The 15,936-nt window shown below is 70.7% G+C and carries 17 protein-coding genes; 9 read left to right on the top strand and 8 right to left on the bottom strand.

From position 1 onward, the window contains the following. Positions 1 to 1,245, top strand: a 1,245-nt coding sequence (gene glmM, locus KME77_RS19500; RefSeq protein WP_246610201.1) for a phosphoglucosamine mutase, incomplete at its 5' end; no start/stop codon positions are given. A 46-nt stretch (positions 1,246 to 1,291) separates the two neighbouring features. Here the strand turns inward: glmM and KME77_RS29955 are convergent. The 3 genes from KME77_RS29955 to KME77_RS19490 form a co-directional block, all read right to left on the bottom strand. Next, complete coding sequence (locus KME77_RS29955; RefSeq protein ID WP_281424195.1) at positions 1,292 to 1,414, bottom strand: hypothetical protein; 123 nt, start codon at positions 1,412 to 1,414, stop codon at positions 1,292 to 1,294. An 87-nt stretch (positions 1,415 to 1,501) separates the two neighbouring features. After that, positions 1,502 to 1,759, bottom strand: coding sequence for a hypothetical protein (locus tag KME77_RS19495; RefSeq protein WP_219469712.1), 258 nt, complete (start codon positions 1,757 to 1,759; stop codon positions 1,502 to 1,504). After that, entirely contained in the window at positions 1,759 to 3,093 is a 1,335-nt protein-coding gene (locus tag KME77_RS19490; protein WP_219469710.1) for an AAA family ATPase, read from the bottom strand. The genes KME77_RS19495 and KME77_RS19490 overlap by 1 nt, the downstream gene beginning before the upstream one ends. A gap of 64 nt (positions 3,094 to 3,157) precedes the next feature. On the opposite strand from KME77_RS19490, the gene KME77_RS19485 reads away from it, so the two are divergent. From KME77_RS19485 to KME77_RS19475, 3 genes are read left to right on the top strand one after another with little or no spacing between them, the layout of a single operon-like run. Beyond that, positions 3,158 to 4,255, top strand: coding sequence for an ATP-grasp domain-containing protein (locus tag KME77_RS19485; protein ID WP_219469707.1), 1,098 nt, complete (start codon positions 3,158 to 3,160; stop codon positions 4,253 to 4,255). Continuing rightward, entirely contained in the window at positions 4,252 to 5,358 is a 1,107-nt protein-coding gene (locus KME77_RS30360) for a GNAT family N-acetyltransferase (RefSeq protein ID WP_219469704.1), read from the top strand. The genes KME77_RS19485 and KME77_RS30360 overlap by 4 nt, the downstream gene beginning before the upstream one ends. A 9-nt stretch (positions 5,359 to 5,367) precedes the next feature. Continuing rightward, the gene (locus KME77_RS19475; RefSeq protein WP_219469701.1) at positions 5,368 to 6,849 is read left to right on the top strand and encodes a class I adenylate-forming enzyme family protein; all 1,482 of its coding nucleotides are present in this window, start codon (positions 5,368 to 5,370) and stop codon (positions 6,847 to 6,849) included. A 3-nt stretch (positions 6,850 to 6,852) separates the two neighbouring features. Here KME77_RS19475 and KME77_RS19470 read toward each other — a convergent pair whose 3' ends face one another. From KME77_RS19470 to coaA, 5 genes are all read right to left on the bottom strand, one after another. Beyond that, positions 6,853 to 7,569, bottom strand: coding sequence for an ABC transporter permease subunit (locus KME77_RS19470; RefSeq protein WP_219469699.1), 717 nt, complete (start codon positions 7,567 to 7,569; stop codon positions 6,853 to 6,855). A 96-nt stretch (positions 7,570 to 7,665) separates the two neighbouring features. Continuing rightward, positions 7,666 to 8,580, bottom strand: coding sequence for an ABC transporter ATP-binding protein (locus KME77_RS19465; protein ID WP_219469696.1), 915 nt, complete (start codon positions 8,578 to 8,580; stop codon positions 7,666 to 7,668). Then, positions 8,577 to 9,443, bottom strand: coding sequence for an ABC transporter permease subunit (locus KME77_RS19460; RefSeq protein ID WP_219469694.1), 867 nt, complete (start codon positions 9,441 to 9,443; stop codon positions 8,577 to 8,579). The genes KME77_RS19465 and KME77_RS19460 overlap by 4 nt, the downstream gene beginning before the upstream one ends. After that, positions 9,436 to 10,344, bottom strand: coding sequence for an ABC transporter ATP-binding protein (locus KME77_RS19455; RefSeq protein ID WP_219469690.1), 909 nt, complete (start codon positions 10,342 to 10,344; stop codon positions 9,436 to 9,438). Before KME77_RS19455 ends, KME77_RS19460 begins: the two co-directional genes overlap by 8 nt. 264 nt (positions 10,345 to 10,608) lie before the next feature. Then, positions 10,609 to 11,526 (bottom strand): type I pantothenate kinase, encoded by a 918-nt coding sequence (coaA, locus tag KME77_RS19450; RefSeq protein WP_219469687.1) that lies wholly within the window; start codon positions 11,524 to 11,526, stop codon positions 10,609 to 10,611. 217 nt (positions 11,527 to 11,743) lie between these two features. On the opposite strand from coaA, the gene KME77_RS19445 reads away from it, so the two are divergent. The 5 genes from KME77_RS19445 to KME77_RS19425 all read left to right on the top strand — a co-directional run. Further along, the gene (locus KME77_RS19445) at positions 11,744 to 13,171 is read left to right on the top strand and encodes an alkaline phosphatase PhoX (RefSeq protein ID WP_219469683.1); all 1,428 of its coding nucleotides are present in this window, start codon (positions 11,744 to 11,746) and stop codon (positions 13,169 to 13,171) included. 13 nt (positions 13,172 to 13,184) lie between these two features. Continuing rightward, the gene (locus KME77_RS19440; protein ID WP_219469680.1) at positions 13,185 to 13,712 is read left to right on the top strand and encodes a hypothetical protein; all 528 of its coding nucleotides are present in this window, start codon (positions 13,185 to 13,187) and stop codon (positions 13,710 to 13,712) included. A 36-nt stretch (positions 13,713 to 13,748) separates the two neighbouring features. Further along, the gene (locus tag KME77_RS19435; protein WP_219469678.1) at positions 13,749 to 14,099 is read left to right on the top strand and encodes a holo-ACP synthase; all 351 of its coding nucleotides are present in this window, start codon (positions 13,749 to 13,751) and stop codon (positions 14,097 to 14,099) included. A 36-nt stretch (positions 14,100 to 14,135) separates the two neighbouring features. Further along, positions 14,136 to 15,596, top strand: coding sequence for an NAD(P)H-hydrate dehydratase (locus tag KME77_RS19430; protein ID WP_219469675.1), 1,461 nt, complete (start codon positions 14,136 to 14,138; stop codon positions 15,594 to 15,596). Between the two features lie 33 nt (positions 15,597 to 15,629). Further along, a partial coding sequence (locus KME77_RS19425) for an alanine racemase (protein ID WP_219469715.1) occupies positions 15,630 to 15,936 on the top strand: 307 nt, incomplete at its 3' end.

Here is a 15,936-nt window from a genome sequence, read left to right as displayed (position 1 = left end):
GGTGATGCGGGCGCGTTCGCCGCTACCGGACGCCGTCCGGTAGCGGTCGTGGGCCGGGACCCGCGTGCCTCCGGGGAGTTCCTGGAGGCCGCCGTGGTCGCCGGCCTCGCGTCGTCCGGAGTGGACGTGCTGCGCCTCGGCGTGCTGCCCACCCCGGCCGTCGCCTACCTCACGGCCGCTCTCGGCGCCGACCTCGGCGTCATGCTGTCGGCGTCGCACAACCCGGCGCCCGACAACGGCATCAAGTTCCTGGCCCGGGGCGGATTCAAGCTGTCCGACGCGGTCGAGGACGAGATCGAGCGGCGGCTCGGCGAGGACTGGACCTTCCCCGTCGGCTCCGCCGTGGGCCGGGTGCGTGACGCGTACGGCGAGGCCGACCGTTACATCTCCCACGTGCTGACCACGGTCGACGGCCGGCTCGACGGGCTCGACGTGGTCGTCGACTGCGCCCACGGCGCGGCCCACATGGTCGCCCCCGAGGCGCTCGTACGGGCCGGGGCCAGGGTCGAGGCCATCGGCGCGCGGCCCGACGGCCTCAACATCAACGACGGCTACGGCTCCACCCACCTGCCCAAGTTGCAGCAGGTCGTGGTCTCACGCGGGGCCTCGCTCGGCATCGCCTACGACGGCGACGCCGACCGCTGCCTGGCGGTCGACCACACCGGCGCGATCGTCGACGGCGACCAGATCATGGCGGTCCTCGCGGGCGCCATGCACGCCGAGGGCACGCTGGCCAAGGACACCGTGGTCGCGACCGTGATGTCCAACCTGGGCTTCAAGCTGGCCATGCGCGACGCGGGCATCCACGTGGTCGAGACCGCCGTGGGCGACCGCTACGTACTGGAGCGGATGAAGTCCTACGGCTACAACCTGGGCGGAGAGCAGTCCGGGCACGTCATCATGCTCGACCACGCCACCACCGGTGACGGGCTGCTGACCTCGCTGCACCTGCTGTCGGTCGTGGCCCGCACGGGCAAGTCGCTGCGCGACCTGGCCTCGGTGATGACGCCGATGCCGCAGATCCTGATCAACGTCAAGGACGTGGACCGGGGCAAGGCGTCGGCGCCCGAGCTGACCGAGGCGGTGGCGGCGGCGGAGCAGGAGCTGGGCGAGTCCGGCCGGGTGCTGATCCGGCCGAGCGGGACCGAGCCGATGATCCGCGTGATGGTGGAGGCATCCTCGGAGGAGCACGCCTCACTGGTCGCGGGCCGCCTGGCCGATGTGGTCAGGGTCGCCTGCGTCTGAGCTGTTCGCCAGAAGGGGTACGGCATTCTGTGGCGTGCCCCTTCTGTCATGCGTGGGACCTCAGTTGCTCGTCCAGGGTCCAGATGCGTACGTCGATGCCGGCGACGCGGCTCCGGTAGAGATCACGTTCGGCGAGGATGCACAGATCACCCAGTGCCAGCCTGCTCATGACATGGTCGGTCAGCGGGATCCCGGTTCCGGCACCGGCGATGAGGGAGCGGAGGAAGTCGGCGCCCCATACGACGGTGTGGAGGACCTACGGCGCCTTGCCCTCGATGACCAGTTCCAGGAGAGCGGTCAGCTTTTCCGCGTACTCGCGGCGCAGGCGCCCATCGCGTAGCTGGGCGATGTGGTTCCCGGTCTCGATGACCGTGGTGACGGGGAGGATCAGGCGGCATTCGCGCTTGTCGGCCTTGAGCTCCTGAAGGACCGCCGCCCGGTTCTGGTTCTTTCCAGGGATGTCGAGAAGGTTGCACTGGATCGAGGTGTCGACGAACTCGACGTGACGTCCCACTACTGGCCGATCCCCATGAGCCGGTCGAAGTCCGTGAAATCGCGGTTGTCAGGTGGCGTGGCCTTTTCCAGAAGGCCCGACGTCACGACGGCGCCGAGGTCGCCCTGGGCCATGAGGCTGGGATACCCCGGCACGTCCGGCAGTCTGGTGAGCCGGGACGTTCCCGTGGCACGGTCTCTGGTGCTGACGATGACGTCCGAGTGGCTCGCTGCGGGGAGCGCGGAGAGGAGTGTCGGGCTGTGCGTGGTGAAGACCACCTGAGTCTTGTCCTCATGTGTCGCTTGCTCGACCAATTGCAGCAGTTGGGAGGCCTGCGCCGGATGCAGGCCGTTCTCCAGTTCCTCGATGACCAGCATCGGCGAAGCTTCGTCACCGATGAATTCGCGTCGTCCCAGGTCCAGGTTGCTTCCCTGCCGGAGCAACGTGGTAGCGATCGCGATGAACCGCAGGAGACCATCACTCATCTCACGGGCCGGGGTGGTCGCCTCGCCTTCGCGGAGCGCCACCATGACGTCGTCGAGTTCTGAGCGGACCAGCTCGATGCCGGATACGTCGTGGTCCACCAGGGCTCGGGTGCGCTCGACGAGTTGGCAGAAACTCTCCGCGTCGTTCTCCCGCATGTGGCCGATGACGGCCGACAGGTTCTCCGCCGTTCTGCGGAGGCGCACGTCGCGGCCAGGTGTGTACTGCCGCATGAGGTGAGGGACGGGGTCCAGATGGAAGACGCCGCGCAGCGCGCTGAGGACGTCCTGTGCCGCACTTGCCAGCCGGCCTTGGTACTTCCTGCCCTGGAGGTGGAGAGGAAGCTGAGCGATCAGCAGGCGAGAGGAACGGAAGTGGGTGCGCTTGAGATCGCCGGCTCTGTCGTACCAGGAGGCCGTGATGCTGCCCGCGTGGCCTGGTGGGCTCGTGGTGCGGAGAAGAGGATGCCTGACGGCCTCCTGAGGATCTCCGGACCAGCCGGTGAGGGTCTCGTCGATGATCTCCGGTTCGGTTCCCAGCCGGATGGTGACGTCGAAGTCGATCCGGAAATAATCGCTCCCTTCCGCGCGACCGGTGTGCAGGCTGCATCCCAATCGGAACTGATCGCTCCCATGGGGAGGACAACCGGAGATGCCGCCGCGCAACGGACCCTCATCCGTGCGCCGGCTGTCCAGCGCATCGACGATGTCACCACCTTCGGCCAGCCGCGACAGGGCGTCGAGGGCGTCGAGGGCGTTGGACTTGCCGCTGCTGTTGCGTCCGATCAGCACGGTTGTGGCGCCCAGCGGGAGGACGGCGTCGCGGAAGGTCTTGAACTCGGTCAGCCGCAGCTCCGTCAGACGCGCAGACATGGGGTCAACGTTACAGCCGCAGGCCGTAATCAGGTCTCAACCGTCGAGCGGCATGCTGGTGGGTGTGACTGTGCTGATCACCGGAGGACGGGCGCCGGTGGCGCTGGATCTGGCCAGGAAGTTCGCCAGGTCAGGTGTGCGGGTCGTGGTGGCCGAGAGCTCGCGGGCGCAGCTGTGCGGGCGGTCGTCCGCCGTGGCGGCGAGTTATCCGGTGCCGCCGCCCAATCGGGCGCCGCGGGCGTTCGTCCAGGCGTTGGCCGACATCGTCAAGGCGGAGGGTGTCCGGCTGGTCGTGCCGACCTGTGAGGAGATCTTCTGGGTGGCGCGGGGGCGGTTGCCGTGCGAGGTGCTGGCCGAGCCGCTCGGGACGTTGCGGGCGTTGCACAGCAAGTGGGAGTTCGTGCGGCTCGCGAAGGGGTTCGGGCTGGCGGTGCCGGAGACGCGGCTGGTGTTGTCGGCTCGGGATCTGGTGGGGGTGCCGCGGCCGTTTGTCCTCAAGCCGGTTTTTTCGCGGTTCGGGACGAAGGTGCGGGTGGTACGGGGAAATATCGGGTTGAAGGGGGATGAGGGGCCTTGGGTGGCTCAGGAACTGCTCGACGGGGCGCCCGTCTGTAGTTATTCCGTTGCCGTTGGCGGGCGGATCGTGGCTCATGCTGTTTATGCGGTGGAGTTCACTGCCTCGGGGGCGGCGGTCAGCTTCGCGCCCATGGCGCATGCCGGGGTGGACGCGTGGGTGAGCCGGTTCGTGGAGCGGGCCGGGTTCAGCGGGCAGATCGCCTTCGACTTCATGGTGGGTGAGCGGGTGCTGCCCATGGAGTGCAATCCGCGGGCCACCAGCGGGGTTCACCTGTTCGGGGACGAGTTGGCGGCGGTGATGCTGGGGGAGGCGCGGGAGGAGCCGTTGCGGCCCTCGCCGGACGCGCGGGCGATGATCGGGCTGGCGATGCTGACCTTCGGGCTAGCCGGGGTGCGGTCGTGGAGCGGACTGCGGCGGTGGGCGCGGGTGGTGCGCGAGTCCGCGGACGTGATCGCCGTGCCGGGCGACCGGGGGCCGTTCCGGGGGCAGTTCGAGGTGCTGTGGCAGAACTGGATCCGGTCGCTCTGGACGCGGCGCTCGCTGGTCGAGTGCTCGACGTACGACATCGAGTGGGACGGTCGGTGAAGGCCGAGCTGTACACGCGGGACAACTGGGACGAGGTTCCGTGGCCCGAGTCGGCGGACGGGGCCTACGCGAGGGCCTACCTGACTCCGTTGGTCGAGGGCGGGATCGAGGCGTTCGTCGCGAATGTGAGCACCGTTTACGGGGTGCTCGTCGTCGACGGGCGAGTGGTTCTGCCGGTGTCGGTCAACGACGGCGGTGAGGTGGGGAACGCGTGGGTGTGTTCGCCGTACACGCACTATGTGACCTATGCCGGTGAGGAGCTGCGGGTGCTCGGCAGCGCGGCGCTGCGCGGAGCGCTGAGGGCGGCGCTGGCGGGGCTGGGGGCGCTGTGCCGATGGTCGGAGCTGGACCGGGTGGTGCTGGTCAACAACTGGCTGCTGTCGACGAACCTCTATCCGGCCCTTGAGCCCGCTCACGAACGGGCGGCGATCCGGTTCCTGCGGGAGCGGTTCCCGGGGCACGCGGTCGGGTTCTGCTCGGTGAACCGGGTGATCGGCGACTGCGTGATGGTGCCGGGGCGGCGGGTCTATCTCGTACGGCCGGGGGAGCAGCCGGGGCGGCTGCGCAAGCGGTGGCGCCGGGATCTGCGGCTCGTCGGGCGCAGAGGGTACGAGGTGGTGCGGCCCGTGGAGGGTGACGCGGCGCGGGTGGTGGAGCTTTACAACCTGCTTTATCTGGATAAATACTCGCGGAACAATCCGCAGTTCACCGAGCGGTTCGTCCGCGAGACGCTGCGGGCGGGCACGATCACCTACTGGGGGCTGGCCAAGGACGGGCGGATCGACGGGGTGCTCGGGTACTTCCACCGCGACGGCGTGCTGACCACGCCGATCTTCGGGTACGACACGGCGCTGCCGCAGCCGCTCGGGCTGTACCGGATGCTGAGCGCGCTGGTGTACCAGATCGCCGTGGACGAAGGGCTGTCGGTGAACGACAGCGCGGGGGCTGGGGAGTTCAAGCGGTTGCGCGGGGGTGTGCCGGAGATCGAGTACCGGGCCGTACATGTCGGGCATCTGTCGTGGAGGCGGCGTACCGGGTGGGTGGTGCTGGCGTGGCTGCTCCGGCGGATCGCGGTGCCGCTCATGCGACGTCACGAGCTCTGAGGGGGTGGGATGCGCAGCGATCTGCTGGCCCAGGTGTTGGCGGCCTGCGAGCGTACGCCGCGGGCGGCCGCGATCGTGGGCGGGCGCGGGCAGGAGCTGACGTTCGGCGACCTGCGCGAGCGGGCGCTGCGGATCCGCGACCGGCTCGCCGGGGCGGGGCTCGCGCCCGGCGACGGTGTCCTGTACGCGGTCGAGCCCTCGCCGGAGGCGATCGCCGTCGCGCTGGGCGTGGTCGCGGCCGGCGGCGTGCTGGTGCTGGCCGACCCCGGGCTCGCGCCGGAGATCCTTCAGGCGCGGCTGCGGCTGGCCAGGCCGCGGTGGGTGGTGGCGGGGGCGCTGCTGTACGCGATCACGTCCGTCGGGCCGTTGCGCGCGCTGGTCCGGCGCCGGGGGGTGTTGCTGCCGGATCTGCGTGATCCGCTGCCGGGGCTGGGGCTGCGGCACGCGTACACCGGCCGGTGGCTGCCCGGCGTCCCCAAGGACGCGGTACGGCTGCGTGACCTCAGGCTGGGCGACCTCGAAGGGGCGGCGGCCACGGAGGTCCGTGGGGATGTGGACGATCCGGCGGCGGTGATCTTCACCTCCGGCACCACCGCCCACCCCCGCGCCGTCGTGCACACGCGTGCCTCCCTGGCCGCCGGGCTGGAGATCTTCCGGGACCACTTCCCCGTCGAGCCGGGTGACGTCGTCCACACCGACGGGCTCATGCTGGGCCTGCCCGCGCTGATCGGCGGCGGGACGTGGTCGATGCCGGGGCGCGGCGGGGTGCTGTTCTCGCGGCGGGTCACCCACCTCTACTGCGTGCCGGTCGAGCTGGCCGGGATCGACCGGCTGCCGGACAGCGTGCGCCACCTGATGCTCGGCTCCGCGCCCGCGCCCCCGGCCGTGCTGCGCAGGGCGATCGCCCTCGCGCCCGGGGCGGAGGTGCTCAGCGTCTACGCGATGACCGAGGCGCTGCCGATCGCGCTGGCCGGCGCGGCGGAGAAGCTGGACTGCGCGGAAGGTGACCTGCTGGGCGCGCCGTTGCCCGGGGTCGGGGTGCGGTTCGCCGACGACCAGGAGCTGATCGTCAGCGGTCCGCACCTGGCGCGCGGCTACCTCGGCGAGCCGCCGCACACCGAGGTGGCGACCGGCGACCTGGTGCGCCTGGACGACCAAGGGCGTCTGGTGCTGCTGGGCAGGAAGAAGGACATGATCCTGCGCGACGGGTTCAACATCTACCCGAGCCTGTACGAGCCGGCCGTCGCCGCGCTGCCGGGGGTGGCGGACGCGGCGATCGTCGGGCTGGCCGACCCCGTCACGGGTGACGAGGAGGTCGTGCTGGCGCTGGTGCCGGGGGACGGGTTCCAGGAGCAGGCCGTACGGGCTCGGCTGCCCGCGCTGGTGGACGCGGGGGCGCTGCCGGACAGGGTCGTGGTGCTGGCGGAGTTCCCGTACTCCAGCCGGCGCAAGCTGGACCGGGCGGCGCTGCGGGCGGCCGTGGGACGATAAAACCTACTCGTCGCCCGTCAGGGAGAACGCGCGCAGGCGCCGGCCCGACCAGTACACCGCCACCACCGTGACGATCACCAGGGCCGGGACGGCGAAGCCGAGCGTCACCTGGGTCTGCAGGAACGGCGAGTCCGAGATCGAGTCGGCGATCGACTCGGCCCACTGCTGGATGGAGAACTTCTGCGCCCCCTGAACGAACCCGCCGACCAGCGTCTCCCACAGCAGCGCGTAGATGATCCCGATCGTGACCGCGTGCCGGGTGACGATCCCGAGGAGCAGGAACACCGCCGCGTAGGCGATCCCGGCGAACAGCGACCCGACGGCGAAGCCGACCGCGAGGCCCTCCTCGTTGGCCACCAGCAGCCACGCCGAGAAGTACGTCGGGACCGCGGCGAACACCGCCAGCAGCGACGCCGCCACCAGGAACTTCGTCGTCGCGATGACCGGCCGGGAGATCGGCTTGGAGATCAGGTGGATGATCGTGCCGTCGTCGATCTCCGGCGCGATGACCCCGGTCCCGGCGATGAGGCCGAGCAGCGGCAGCATGGTGCCGATGGCGAACTTCTCCATCAGCAGCACGGCCGAGCGCGGATCGTCCCCGCCGAACAGCCGCAGCATGACGGCCAGCCCGATCAACGCCAGCGGCAGCAGAAGGAGCAAGAAGATGCGCCGCCGCCCCAGCAACGCCCGGTAGGTGATTCCGGCGACCACAGTGTTCATTGCCTCACTCCGTTCGGCGGGCTCGTCCGCCTGATGCCGCCGTCTTCCCCCGTCACTCCGGTCGCTGCGCGCCCGGCGCTCCCTCGCCGGTTCATGTCAGGTGCTCCGGGTGATCAGGTAGGCGAAGACGCTCTCCAGGTCCTCGTCGGCGGGGGACACCTGGTGCAGGTGGATGTCCTGGTCGCGGGCCACGCGCGGCAGCAGCCAGGCGAAGCGCCGGAACTCGACCGCTCGCACCTCCAGCCCGTCGGGCCCGAGCGTGACGCCGCCCGTCGAGTCGTCGAGCATCAGCGCGGCGGCGAGCTTCCTGTCGTCGCTGGACCTGATCCTGAACAGGTGCGGCCGGTCGGTCATCAGCCGCCGGATCTCGCGGAAGTTGCCCGAGGCGGCGTGACGGCCGGCGACCAGCACCTCGATGTGCTGGGCGACCCGCTCGACCTCCTCCAGGATGTGGGAGCTGAACAGGATCGTCTTGCCCGCCGTGCCCATGGCGCGGATCAGGTCCATGAGGTGCATCCGCTGGCGCGGGTCCATGCCGTTGAACGGCTCGTCGAGCAGCAGGACGGGCGGGTCGTGGACGAGCGCCGCGGCGACCTTGACGCGCTGGCGCATGCCCTTGGAGTAAGTCTCCACGCGCCGGTCCTTGGGCTCCTCCATCTCGACGGTGGCCAGCGCCTTGCGGGCGGCCTCGATGGGGTTGGCCAGGCCGTGGAGCTTGGCGGCCGACAGGACGAACTGCCACCCCGTCAGGAACCCATACACACCCTCCCGCTCCGGGACGAGCCCGATGTCTCGGTAGATGTGGTGGTTCTTCCAGACGCGGGTGCCGTCCATCGTGACCGTGCCGCCCGACGGCGCCAGGAACCCGGCCATCATGTGCAGCAGCGTCGACTTGCCCGCGCCGTTGGGCCCGAGCAGCCCGGTGACGCCGGGGCCGATCGTCATCGTGACGTCGTTGACCGCCACCACGTTGCCGTACCAGCGGGAGACCTGCGCGAGCTCGATGTTCATCGGGCGGCCGCCTTCCGGTAGCGCAGCGCGAGGGCGCCGAGGCCGACCGCGATGAGGACGACCGTGATGATCGCCGGCGCGGGCCCGGGCGGGTAGCCGCCCTCGGGAACGGCGGCGGGGGTGTTGAACAACCACACCTGTACGGCGTCCACCAGCCAGAACGGGTTCAGCAGCCACGCCCACGCGGCCCCTTCCTCGTTGTCCGCCGAGGCCAGCGTGGCGTAGATGACCGGCACGGAGGCCGAGGACAGCAGGTAGAGGGCGATCACGGAGGCCACCCCGAGCCCGCGGCGGGGCGTCAGCGACGAGATGGCCAGCCCGAACGCCGCCAGCAGCAGTGCCAGCAGCAGCGCGACCGCCATGGCCGCCAGGTACTCCTTGGTCTGCGGCGGCACCGTCGGCCCGTCCATGTCGATGAGCAGCTCACCCGCGTAGATGAGCGTCAGCGGCACGGCGACCAGCAGGAACAGCGCCACGGTCATGGCGACGACCTTGGCCGCCACGTACTCCATGATCGAGATCGGCCGTGACAGGTACAGCGGCAGCACCCGGAAGCGCAGGTCGGGCGCCACGACCGTGGGTGACTGCGAGGCCAGGAAGATCGCCACGACCGCCTGCATGGTCACCGCGAAGCTGCTGTACGGCATGCCGCGCTGCTTGATCAGCGCCATCATCGCGATCGACACGACGGCGGGCAGCAGCATGATGACGAACAGGGCGAACGGCATGATCTTGCTGCGGGCGGTGCGCCCGAGCCCGAAGATGCCGCGCAGGCTGTGGAGGGTGAGCGCGCGTGTCGAGTAGCCGCGGCCGAGCCGTGGCCCGTCGTAGTGGCGGTAGCCGATGTCGTAGATCTCAGACATTCGCGGCCTCCTCCCTGAAGACGTCCTCGATGCGGTGGCGGCCCTGCTCCAGCCGGATGAGGCACAGGTCGAGGTCGACGGCGGCGTCGCGGATGGCGTCGAACGTCTCGGGGCCGCTCACCTTGACCAGCAGCAGGCGGCCGTGCTGCGTGACGCTCTGGCCCTCCTGGGTCAGGCGCTCGGCCAGCGGCTGGGTGCCCTCTTCGACCTCGACCGTGACGGTCTGCGTGGCCTGGGTGAACTCGGCGATCGCGGACGAGCGCAGCAGCCGGCCCGCGTCGATGACGATCACGTGGTCGCAGATCCGCTCCAGCTCGCCGAGCAGGTGCGAGGTGACCAGCACGCTGATGCCGAACTCCGTGCCGATGCGCTTGATCAGCGCGAGCATGTCGTCGCGGCCGTGCGGGTCGAGCCCGTTGGTGGGCTCGTCGAGGAGGATCAGCTTGGGGTCGTGCACCAAGGCCTGGGCGAGCTTGACGCGCTGCTTCATGCCCGTGGAGTAGCCGCCGATGGCACGGTAGCGCTCCTCGGCCAGGCCGACGTGGCGCAGCACGTCGGCCGCGCGCTCGCGGGCCGCCGTGCGCGGCAGCCCGGACATCTGGGCGAGGTGGACGACCAGCTCGGTGGCGGACACGTCGGGCGGCAGGCACTCGTGCTCGGGCATGTAGCCGACGTGCCTGCGGATCTCGTCGCCCTTCGTGGCCACGTCGAGGTCGAGCACCCGCGCGGTGCCGGCGGTGGCCGGCAGCAGGCCCAGCAGGATCTTGATCAGCGTCGACTTGCCCGCGCCGTTGGCCCCGACCAGCCCCGTGACCCCGGCCCCGACGGTGACCGTCAGCCGGTCGAGCGCGGTGACGGTCGGGAAGCGTTTGGTCAGCCCCTCGGTAGCGAGGATGTGCATGATCCGGACCCTACCGGCCGCCGGCGGGGCGTGGCCTCGTTCACACGGATGAACGACGTCCTCCTTGAGGCCGGACTTTCGCCGGTCCGGGACGGCGCTCCAGGGTCGTCGATCGGATGTTGATAGGGCGTTGACCTCCGTGGACGAGGCTCCCTCGGATGAGGCGCTGGAAATGTCATGAAGAGGGCGAAGAGTGCTGGTTCGCCGATATCGACGACCGCGAGTGCGGCGGCAGGTTCGCGGACTACCTGCTGGCGGAGACGTTCAGGTACGGCGAAGCCGTATCCGCCTGATGGAGTGGTCGGCGCCCTTCTGCAGGACCAGGCCGGCGCGGCCGCGGGTGGGGGCGATGTTCTCGACGAGGTTGCGCTCGTTGATGTCGCGCCACACGTTGACCGCGAACTCCGTCGCCTCGTCGTAGGAGAGGTCGGCGATGTACTTGAAGTACGACTTGGGGTCCTCGAACGCGGTGCGGCGCAGCTTGTGGAAGCGGTCGACGTACCAGGAGCGGATGTCCTCCACCTTGGCGTCGACGTAGATGGAGAAGTCGAAGTAGTCGTTGACCGCGAGTGCGGTGGGCGGCGCGGGCTGAAGCACGTTCAACCCCTCGATGATCAACACATCCGGATTTTTTATGATCTGGGTGGCGTTGGGGACGATGTCGTATTCGAGGTGGCTGTAGATGGGGGCGTGCACCTCGGGCACCCCCGCCTTCACCTCCGCCACGAACCTGACCAGCGCCCTGCGGTCGTAGCTCTCCGGGAAGCCCTTGCGGTGCATGATCCCCTTCGACTCCAGCACCGCGTTGGGATAGAGGAAGCTGTCGGTGGTGAGCAGTTGCACGTCCGGGTGCTCGGGCCAGCGGGCCAGCAGCGTGTGCAGCAGCCGCGCCGTGGTCGACTTGCCGACCGCGACGCTGCCGGCGATGCCCAGCACGTACGGCACCCGCTGCGGAGGATGGCCGAGAAACGCGCTCAGCACGTTCGCGCGCTGCTTGGAACCGGTGAAGTGCAGGTTCAGCAGGCGGGTCAGGGGGAGGTAGATGTCGGTGACCTCGGTGAGGTCGATGGGGTCGTCGACGCCGCGCAGCTCTTCCAGCTCATCTTCGGTGAGAGTCAAGGGCGTGTTCTTGCGGAGATCGCTCCACTGCTCCCTGCTCAGTTCAACGTAGCCGTTGTTCACCTTGGCAGCGTATCGACGCGGTGCGGGCCGGGGCTCGGCCGGGTGTCCACAGCCGTCCACAGCCTGTGGATAAAGATGGGGGATTATCGAGACTCAGTTCGGGGAAGAGGGATTGGTCCTGCTTGAGGGATCCACCGCGGGTATCTGGCCGAATCGGATATATGGAGATTTGGTAACGGCTACTGTTCGGGAGTACGAAAGCCCCCTGGGAGGTCTTGTGGACCGTCGTCGCTTCCTGACGAGAGCAGGCCTGGCAGCCGCCGCCGGAATAGCCGGGCCGTTCGCCGGAGTCGCCTGCGCCGGCGCCAAGGGCGGCGCCACGCCGCTGGCCCGCGCGCTCGGCTACGGCCCGCTCAAGGCCGCGCGCGACGAGCGCGACGGCAAGGTCAGGCTGCACCTGCCCGACGGCTTCCGCTACCGCTCCTTCAGCCCGGCGGGCAGCAAGTACTCCGACGGCTCCACCGTCCCGGGCAGGCACGACGGGATGGCCGCCTTCCAGGGGCCGCGCGACACCACGATCCTGGTGCGCAACCACGAGGTCAACGGGCCCGTGGGCGCGTTCGGCGACAAGGGCAAGGCCTACGACCCGGCCACCGGGGGCGGCACCTCCACCCTGCGCGTCACCCGCTACGGCGAGGTGCTCAAGAGCGCGCCGTCGCTGAACGGCACGATGATGAACTGCTCCGGCGGCCCCATGCCGTGGAACGCCTGGGTGAGCTGCGAGGAGACCGTCAACGGCCCCGACGTGGGCAACGACTTCTCCGGCGGCGACAACGGCAAGCTGACCCGCAAGCACGGCTACATCTTCGAGGTGCCGACCAGCGGCGTCTCCGACGCCAAGCCGATCAGGTCGGCGGGCCGCTTCGCCCACGAGTCGGTCGCCTTCGACCCGCAGGCCGGGGCGCTCTACCTGACCGAGGACTGCTTCGGCTTCGCCTCCGGGTTCTACCGCTACACCCCGCCCAAGCACCCGCTCAAGACCGGGAAGCTGCTCGACGGCGGCAGGCTGCAGATGCTGGCGATCAAGGGCCAGCCGCGCAAGGACCTGTCCAAGGGCCAGCGTCCGCGCGCGGTCTACAACACGGTGTGGGTCACCATCGACGACCCCGACCCGAACTTCACCGGCAAGCCCTCGAACGACGACGCCGTCCAAGCCGTCGGCAAGCAGGGCAGGGCCGAGGGCGGGGCGATCTTCTCCAGGCTCGAAGGCGCCATCTACCACCAGGGCACCGTGTACTTCTGCTCCACGCAGGGCGGCGCCACCGCCGAGGGCGACACCGCGCCGTCCGGTTTCGGCAAGGGACGCGGCCAGGTGTGGGCGTACGAGACGTGGAGCGAGAAACTGCGGCTGGTGTACGAGTCGCCGCGCTCGTCGGTGCTCGACCTGCCCGACAACGTGACGGCCAGCCCCCGCGGCACGCTGGTGCTCTGCGAGGACGGCGACGGCGACAACTTCCTGCGCGGACTCACCCGCCAGGGCGAGATCTTCGACTTCTCCCGCCTGGAGCCGGTGGCCGACGACCCGGGCGCGGAGTTCGCCGGCTCGACCTTCGGTCCCGGAGGTCACACTTTGTACGTCAACGTGCAGTCCAAAGAGGGTATGTCTTTCGCCATCTGGGGGCCCTGGCAGAAGGGCTCCTTCTAGGAGGAGGCGCCTCGTGCTGTACGTCTACGGGTTCGAGCGGATCTGCGTGGCAGTCAGCGACATCTACTTCGTCGACCCCCAGCCGGGCAAGGGCCAGGAAGGGGCCGAGCACGGCGTGCGGCTCGAAGTGCGCGCGATCGAGGAGGGCCCGCTCAAGGGCACCATCTACTCGGCCAGGCCGATCAGTGTGGAGCAGCCGATCTGGCGGGCCGACCTGCTGGAGTCGGTCGACGGGCGGCCCGGCAGCTTCGACAGGACCCACCACCACCCGACGTTCAGCGGCTGGGACCCGGGGCCGCGCGTGTTCGCCAAGGAGCTGTCGGGCGACCCGCTCGGCTGGCTGGCCAACCGGCTGTCCGACCTCGAAGGCGTGGTCAAGGAGGCGCAGGCGGACGTGGACACCTCCGACGCCGAGGCGCTGCGCGAGGCCGTCCCCGAGATCGTGGACACCGTCGAGCGCCTGCTCGTCAGGGTGCGGGCGGGCGAGCTGGGCACGGCTCCCGAGGGCGCGTCGGGCAGCGTGCGGGCGAGCTGGCTGTGACCGCCGGCGACCGGGACCGGCCGATAGCCTGAGGGGATGATCCTGGGCATCGGCGTGGACGTCGTCGGCATCGAACGGTTCGCGGCGGCGCTCGAACGCACGCCCGGCCTGCGCGAGCGGCTGTTCACCGAGGCCGAGCGGCCGCTGGCGGTCCACTCGCTGGCGGCCAGGTTCGCCGCCAAGGAGGCCGTGGCCAAGGCGCTCGGCGCGCCGAAGGGCCTCGGCCACCTGGAGGCCGAGGTGCGCTGCGACGAGAGCGGCAAGCCGGAGCTGCGGGTCACCGGCAAGGCGGCCGAGGTGGCGTACGGGCTGGGCGTCAAACGCTGGCACGTCTCGCTCAGCCACGACGCGGGCGTCGCCGTGGCCTACGTGATCGCGGAGGGATAGCACGGAGGGATAGCACGGAGGGGATAGCTTCGGATCATGCGCACCGCCTACACCGCCGACCAGATCCGGACCGCCGAGCGCGCGCTGATGGCGCGCCTGCCCGACGGCACGCTGATGGACCGCGCCGCGGCCGGCCTCGCCGCCGTCTGTGCCTCGCTCCTCGGGAAGGTGTACGGCACGCGCGTGCTGCTGCTGGTCGGCAGCGGCGACAACGGCGGCGACGCCCTGTACGCCGGGGCCCGGCTGGCCGGGCGCGGAGCGCGGGTCGAGGCGATCCTGGCGGGCTCCAAGACGCACGAGGCCGGGCTGGCGGCCCTCCGGCGGGCGGGCGGCACCGTCGCCGAGTCCGGCGCCCTGCCCAGGGCTGACCTGATCATCGACGGGCTGGTGGGCATCGGGGCCACCGGCGCGCTGCGCGAGCCGTACGCGCGCCTGGCCGAGGCCGCCAACGCGGCGCCCGGCACGGTCGTCGCGGTGGACGTGCCCAGCGGCGTGGACGCCGGCACGGGTGAGGTGGCGGGGGCGGCCGTCGCCGCGCGGGTGACCGTGACCATGGGCGCGTACAAGACCGGGCTGCTCGTCGATCCGGGCGCCGGGCACGTGGGTGAGCTGGAGCTGGTGGACATCGGGCTCGGCCCGTACCTGCCGGACCCCGACGTGGCGGCCCTGGCCGGCGGCGACGTGGACGACCTGCTGAGACCTCCGGGCGGCGAGTCCGACAAGTACCGCAGGGGCGTCCTGGGCGTGGCCGCGGGCAGCGACCGCTACACCGGCGCGGCCGTGCTCGCCGTCGGCGGCGCGCTCCGCGCGGGCGCGGGCATGGTCCGCTACGTCGGGCCGGGCGAGCCGGTCGCCCAGGTGCGGACGCACTGGCCCGAGGCGGTCATCACCGAGCTGAGCGAGCCGTCGCTCGACGGCGTCGGCCGGGTGCAGGCGTGGGTGCTGGGCCCTGGGCTCGGCACCGGCGACTGGGCGCACGAGCTGGCCGCCCGGGTCCTGGCCAGCGACGTGCCCGTGCTGATCGACGCCGACGGGCTGACGCTGGTCGCCAAGGACAGGTCGCTGCTGCGGCGGAGCGCGCCGGTCCTGATCACGCCGCACGCGGGCGAGCTGGCGCGGCTGCTGCGCGCCGACCGCGACGCGATCGAGGCGGCCAGGCTCGACCACGTCCGCAGGGCGGCGGCGGAGCTGGGCGTGACCGTGCTGCTCAAGGGCTCGACCACACTCGTGGCCGAGCTGGACCGGCCCGTACGCGTCAACACCACCGGCACCCCCTGGCTGGCCACCGGAGGGACGGGCGACGTGCTGTCCGGCCTGGCCGGCTCGCTGCTGGCGCAGGGGCTCGACTGCTACGACGCGGGCTCGTGCGGGGCGCACCTGCACGGCCTGGCCGGGGGGATCGCCGCCGGCGGAGCCCCATTGACGGCGACGGGCGTGGCCGCGGCGATCCCGGCGGCCGTACGGGCGGTGAGCGGGGAAACGCGCTCGACCACCTGAGCGAGCTGCCAAACTGGAGAGATGACATCCCCGATGGCGACGCCCGCGGAGGCGCGGGTCGACCTGGCCGCGATCAGGCACAACGTGGCGCTGCTCAAGGAGCGCGCGGGCGGCGCCGAAGTGATGGGGGCCGTCAAGGCCGACGCCTATGGGCACGGGCTCGTCCCGGCCTCCGCCGCCGTCCTGGAGGGCGGCGCGAGCAGGCTCGGCACCGCCTACATCCGTGAGGCGCTGGCGCTGCGCGAGGGCGGCATCACCGCCCCGATCCTGTCGTGGATCATCACCCCCGGCGAGCCGGTGGACGCCGCGCTCGAAGCCGGCGTCGAGCTGTCGGCGTCCG

Source organism: Nonomuraea rhizosphaerae, from assembly GCF_019396405.1.
GTDB lineage: Bacteria > Actinomycetota > Actinomycetes > Streptosporangiales > Streptosporangiaceae > Nonomuraea > Nonomuraea rhizosphaerae.
The sequence above is the reverse complement of the archived record's forward strand: the minus strand, read 5'-3'. Positions and strand labels throughout refer to the sequence as shown.

Excerpts from the sequence above, each read along its gene's own strand:
- KME77_RS29955 (WP_281424195.1), bottom strand. The coding sequence starts at position 1,414 with ATGAGCAGGCTGGCACTGGGTGATCTGTGCATCCTCGCCGAACGTGAT.
- KME77_RS19490 (WP_219469710.1), bottom strand. The coding sequence starts at position 3,093 with ATGTCTGCGCGTCTGACGGAGCTGCGGCTGACCGAGTTCAAGACCTTC.
- KME77_RS19475 (WP_219469701.1), top strand. The coding sequence starts at position 5,368 with ATGCGCAGCGATCTGCTGGCCCAGGTGTTGGCGGCCTGCGAGCGTACG.
- KME77_RS19470 (WP_219469699.1), bottom strand. The coding sequence starts at position 7,569 with ATGAACACTGTGGTCGCCGGAATCACCTACCGGGCGTTGCTGGGGCGG.
- KME77_RS19465 (WP_219469696.1), bottom strand. The coding sequence starts at position 8,580 with ATGAACATCGAGCTCGCGCAGGTCTCCCGCTGGTACGGCAACGTGGTG.
- KME77_RS19460 (WP_219469694.1), bottom strand. The coding sequence starts at position 9,443 with ATGTCTGAGATCTACGACATCGGCTACCGCCACTACGACGGGCCACGG.
- KME77_RS19455 (WP_219469690.1), bottom strand. The coding sequence starts at position 10,344 with ATGCACATCCTCGCTACCGAGGGGCTGACCAAACGCTTCCCGACCGTC.
- KME77_RS19435 (WP_219469678.1), top strand. The coding sequence starts at position 13,749 with ATGATCCTGGGCATCGGCGTGGACGTCGTCGGCATCGAACGGTTCGCG.
- KME77_RS19430 (WP_219469675.1), top strand. The coding sequence starts at position 14,136 with ATGCGCACCGCCTACACCGCCGACCAGATCCGGACCGCCGAGCGCGCG.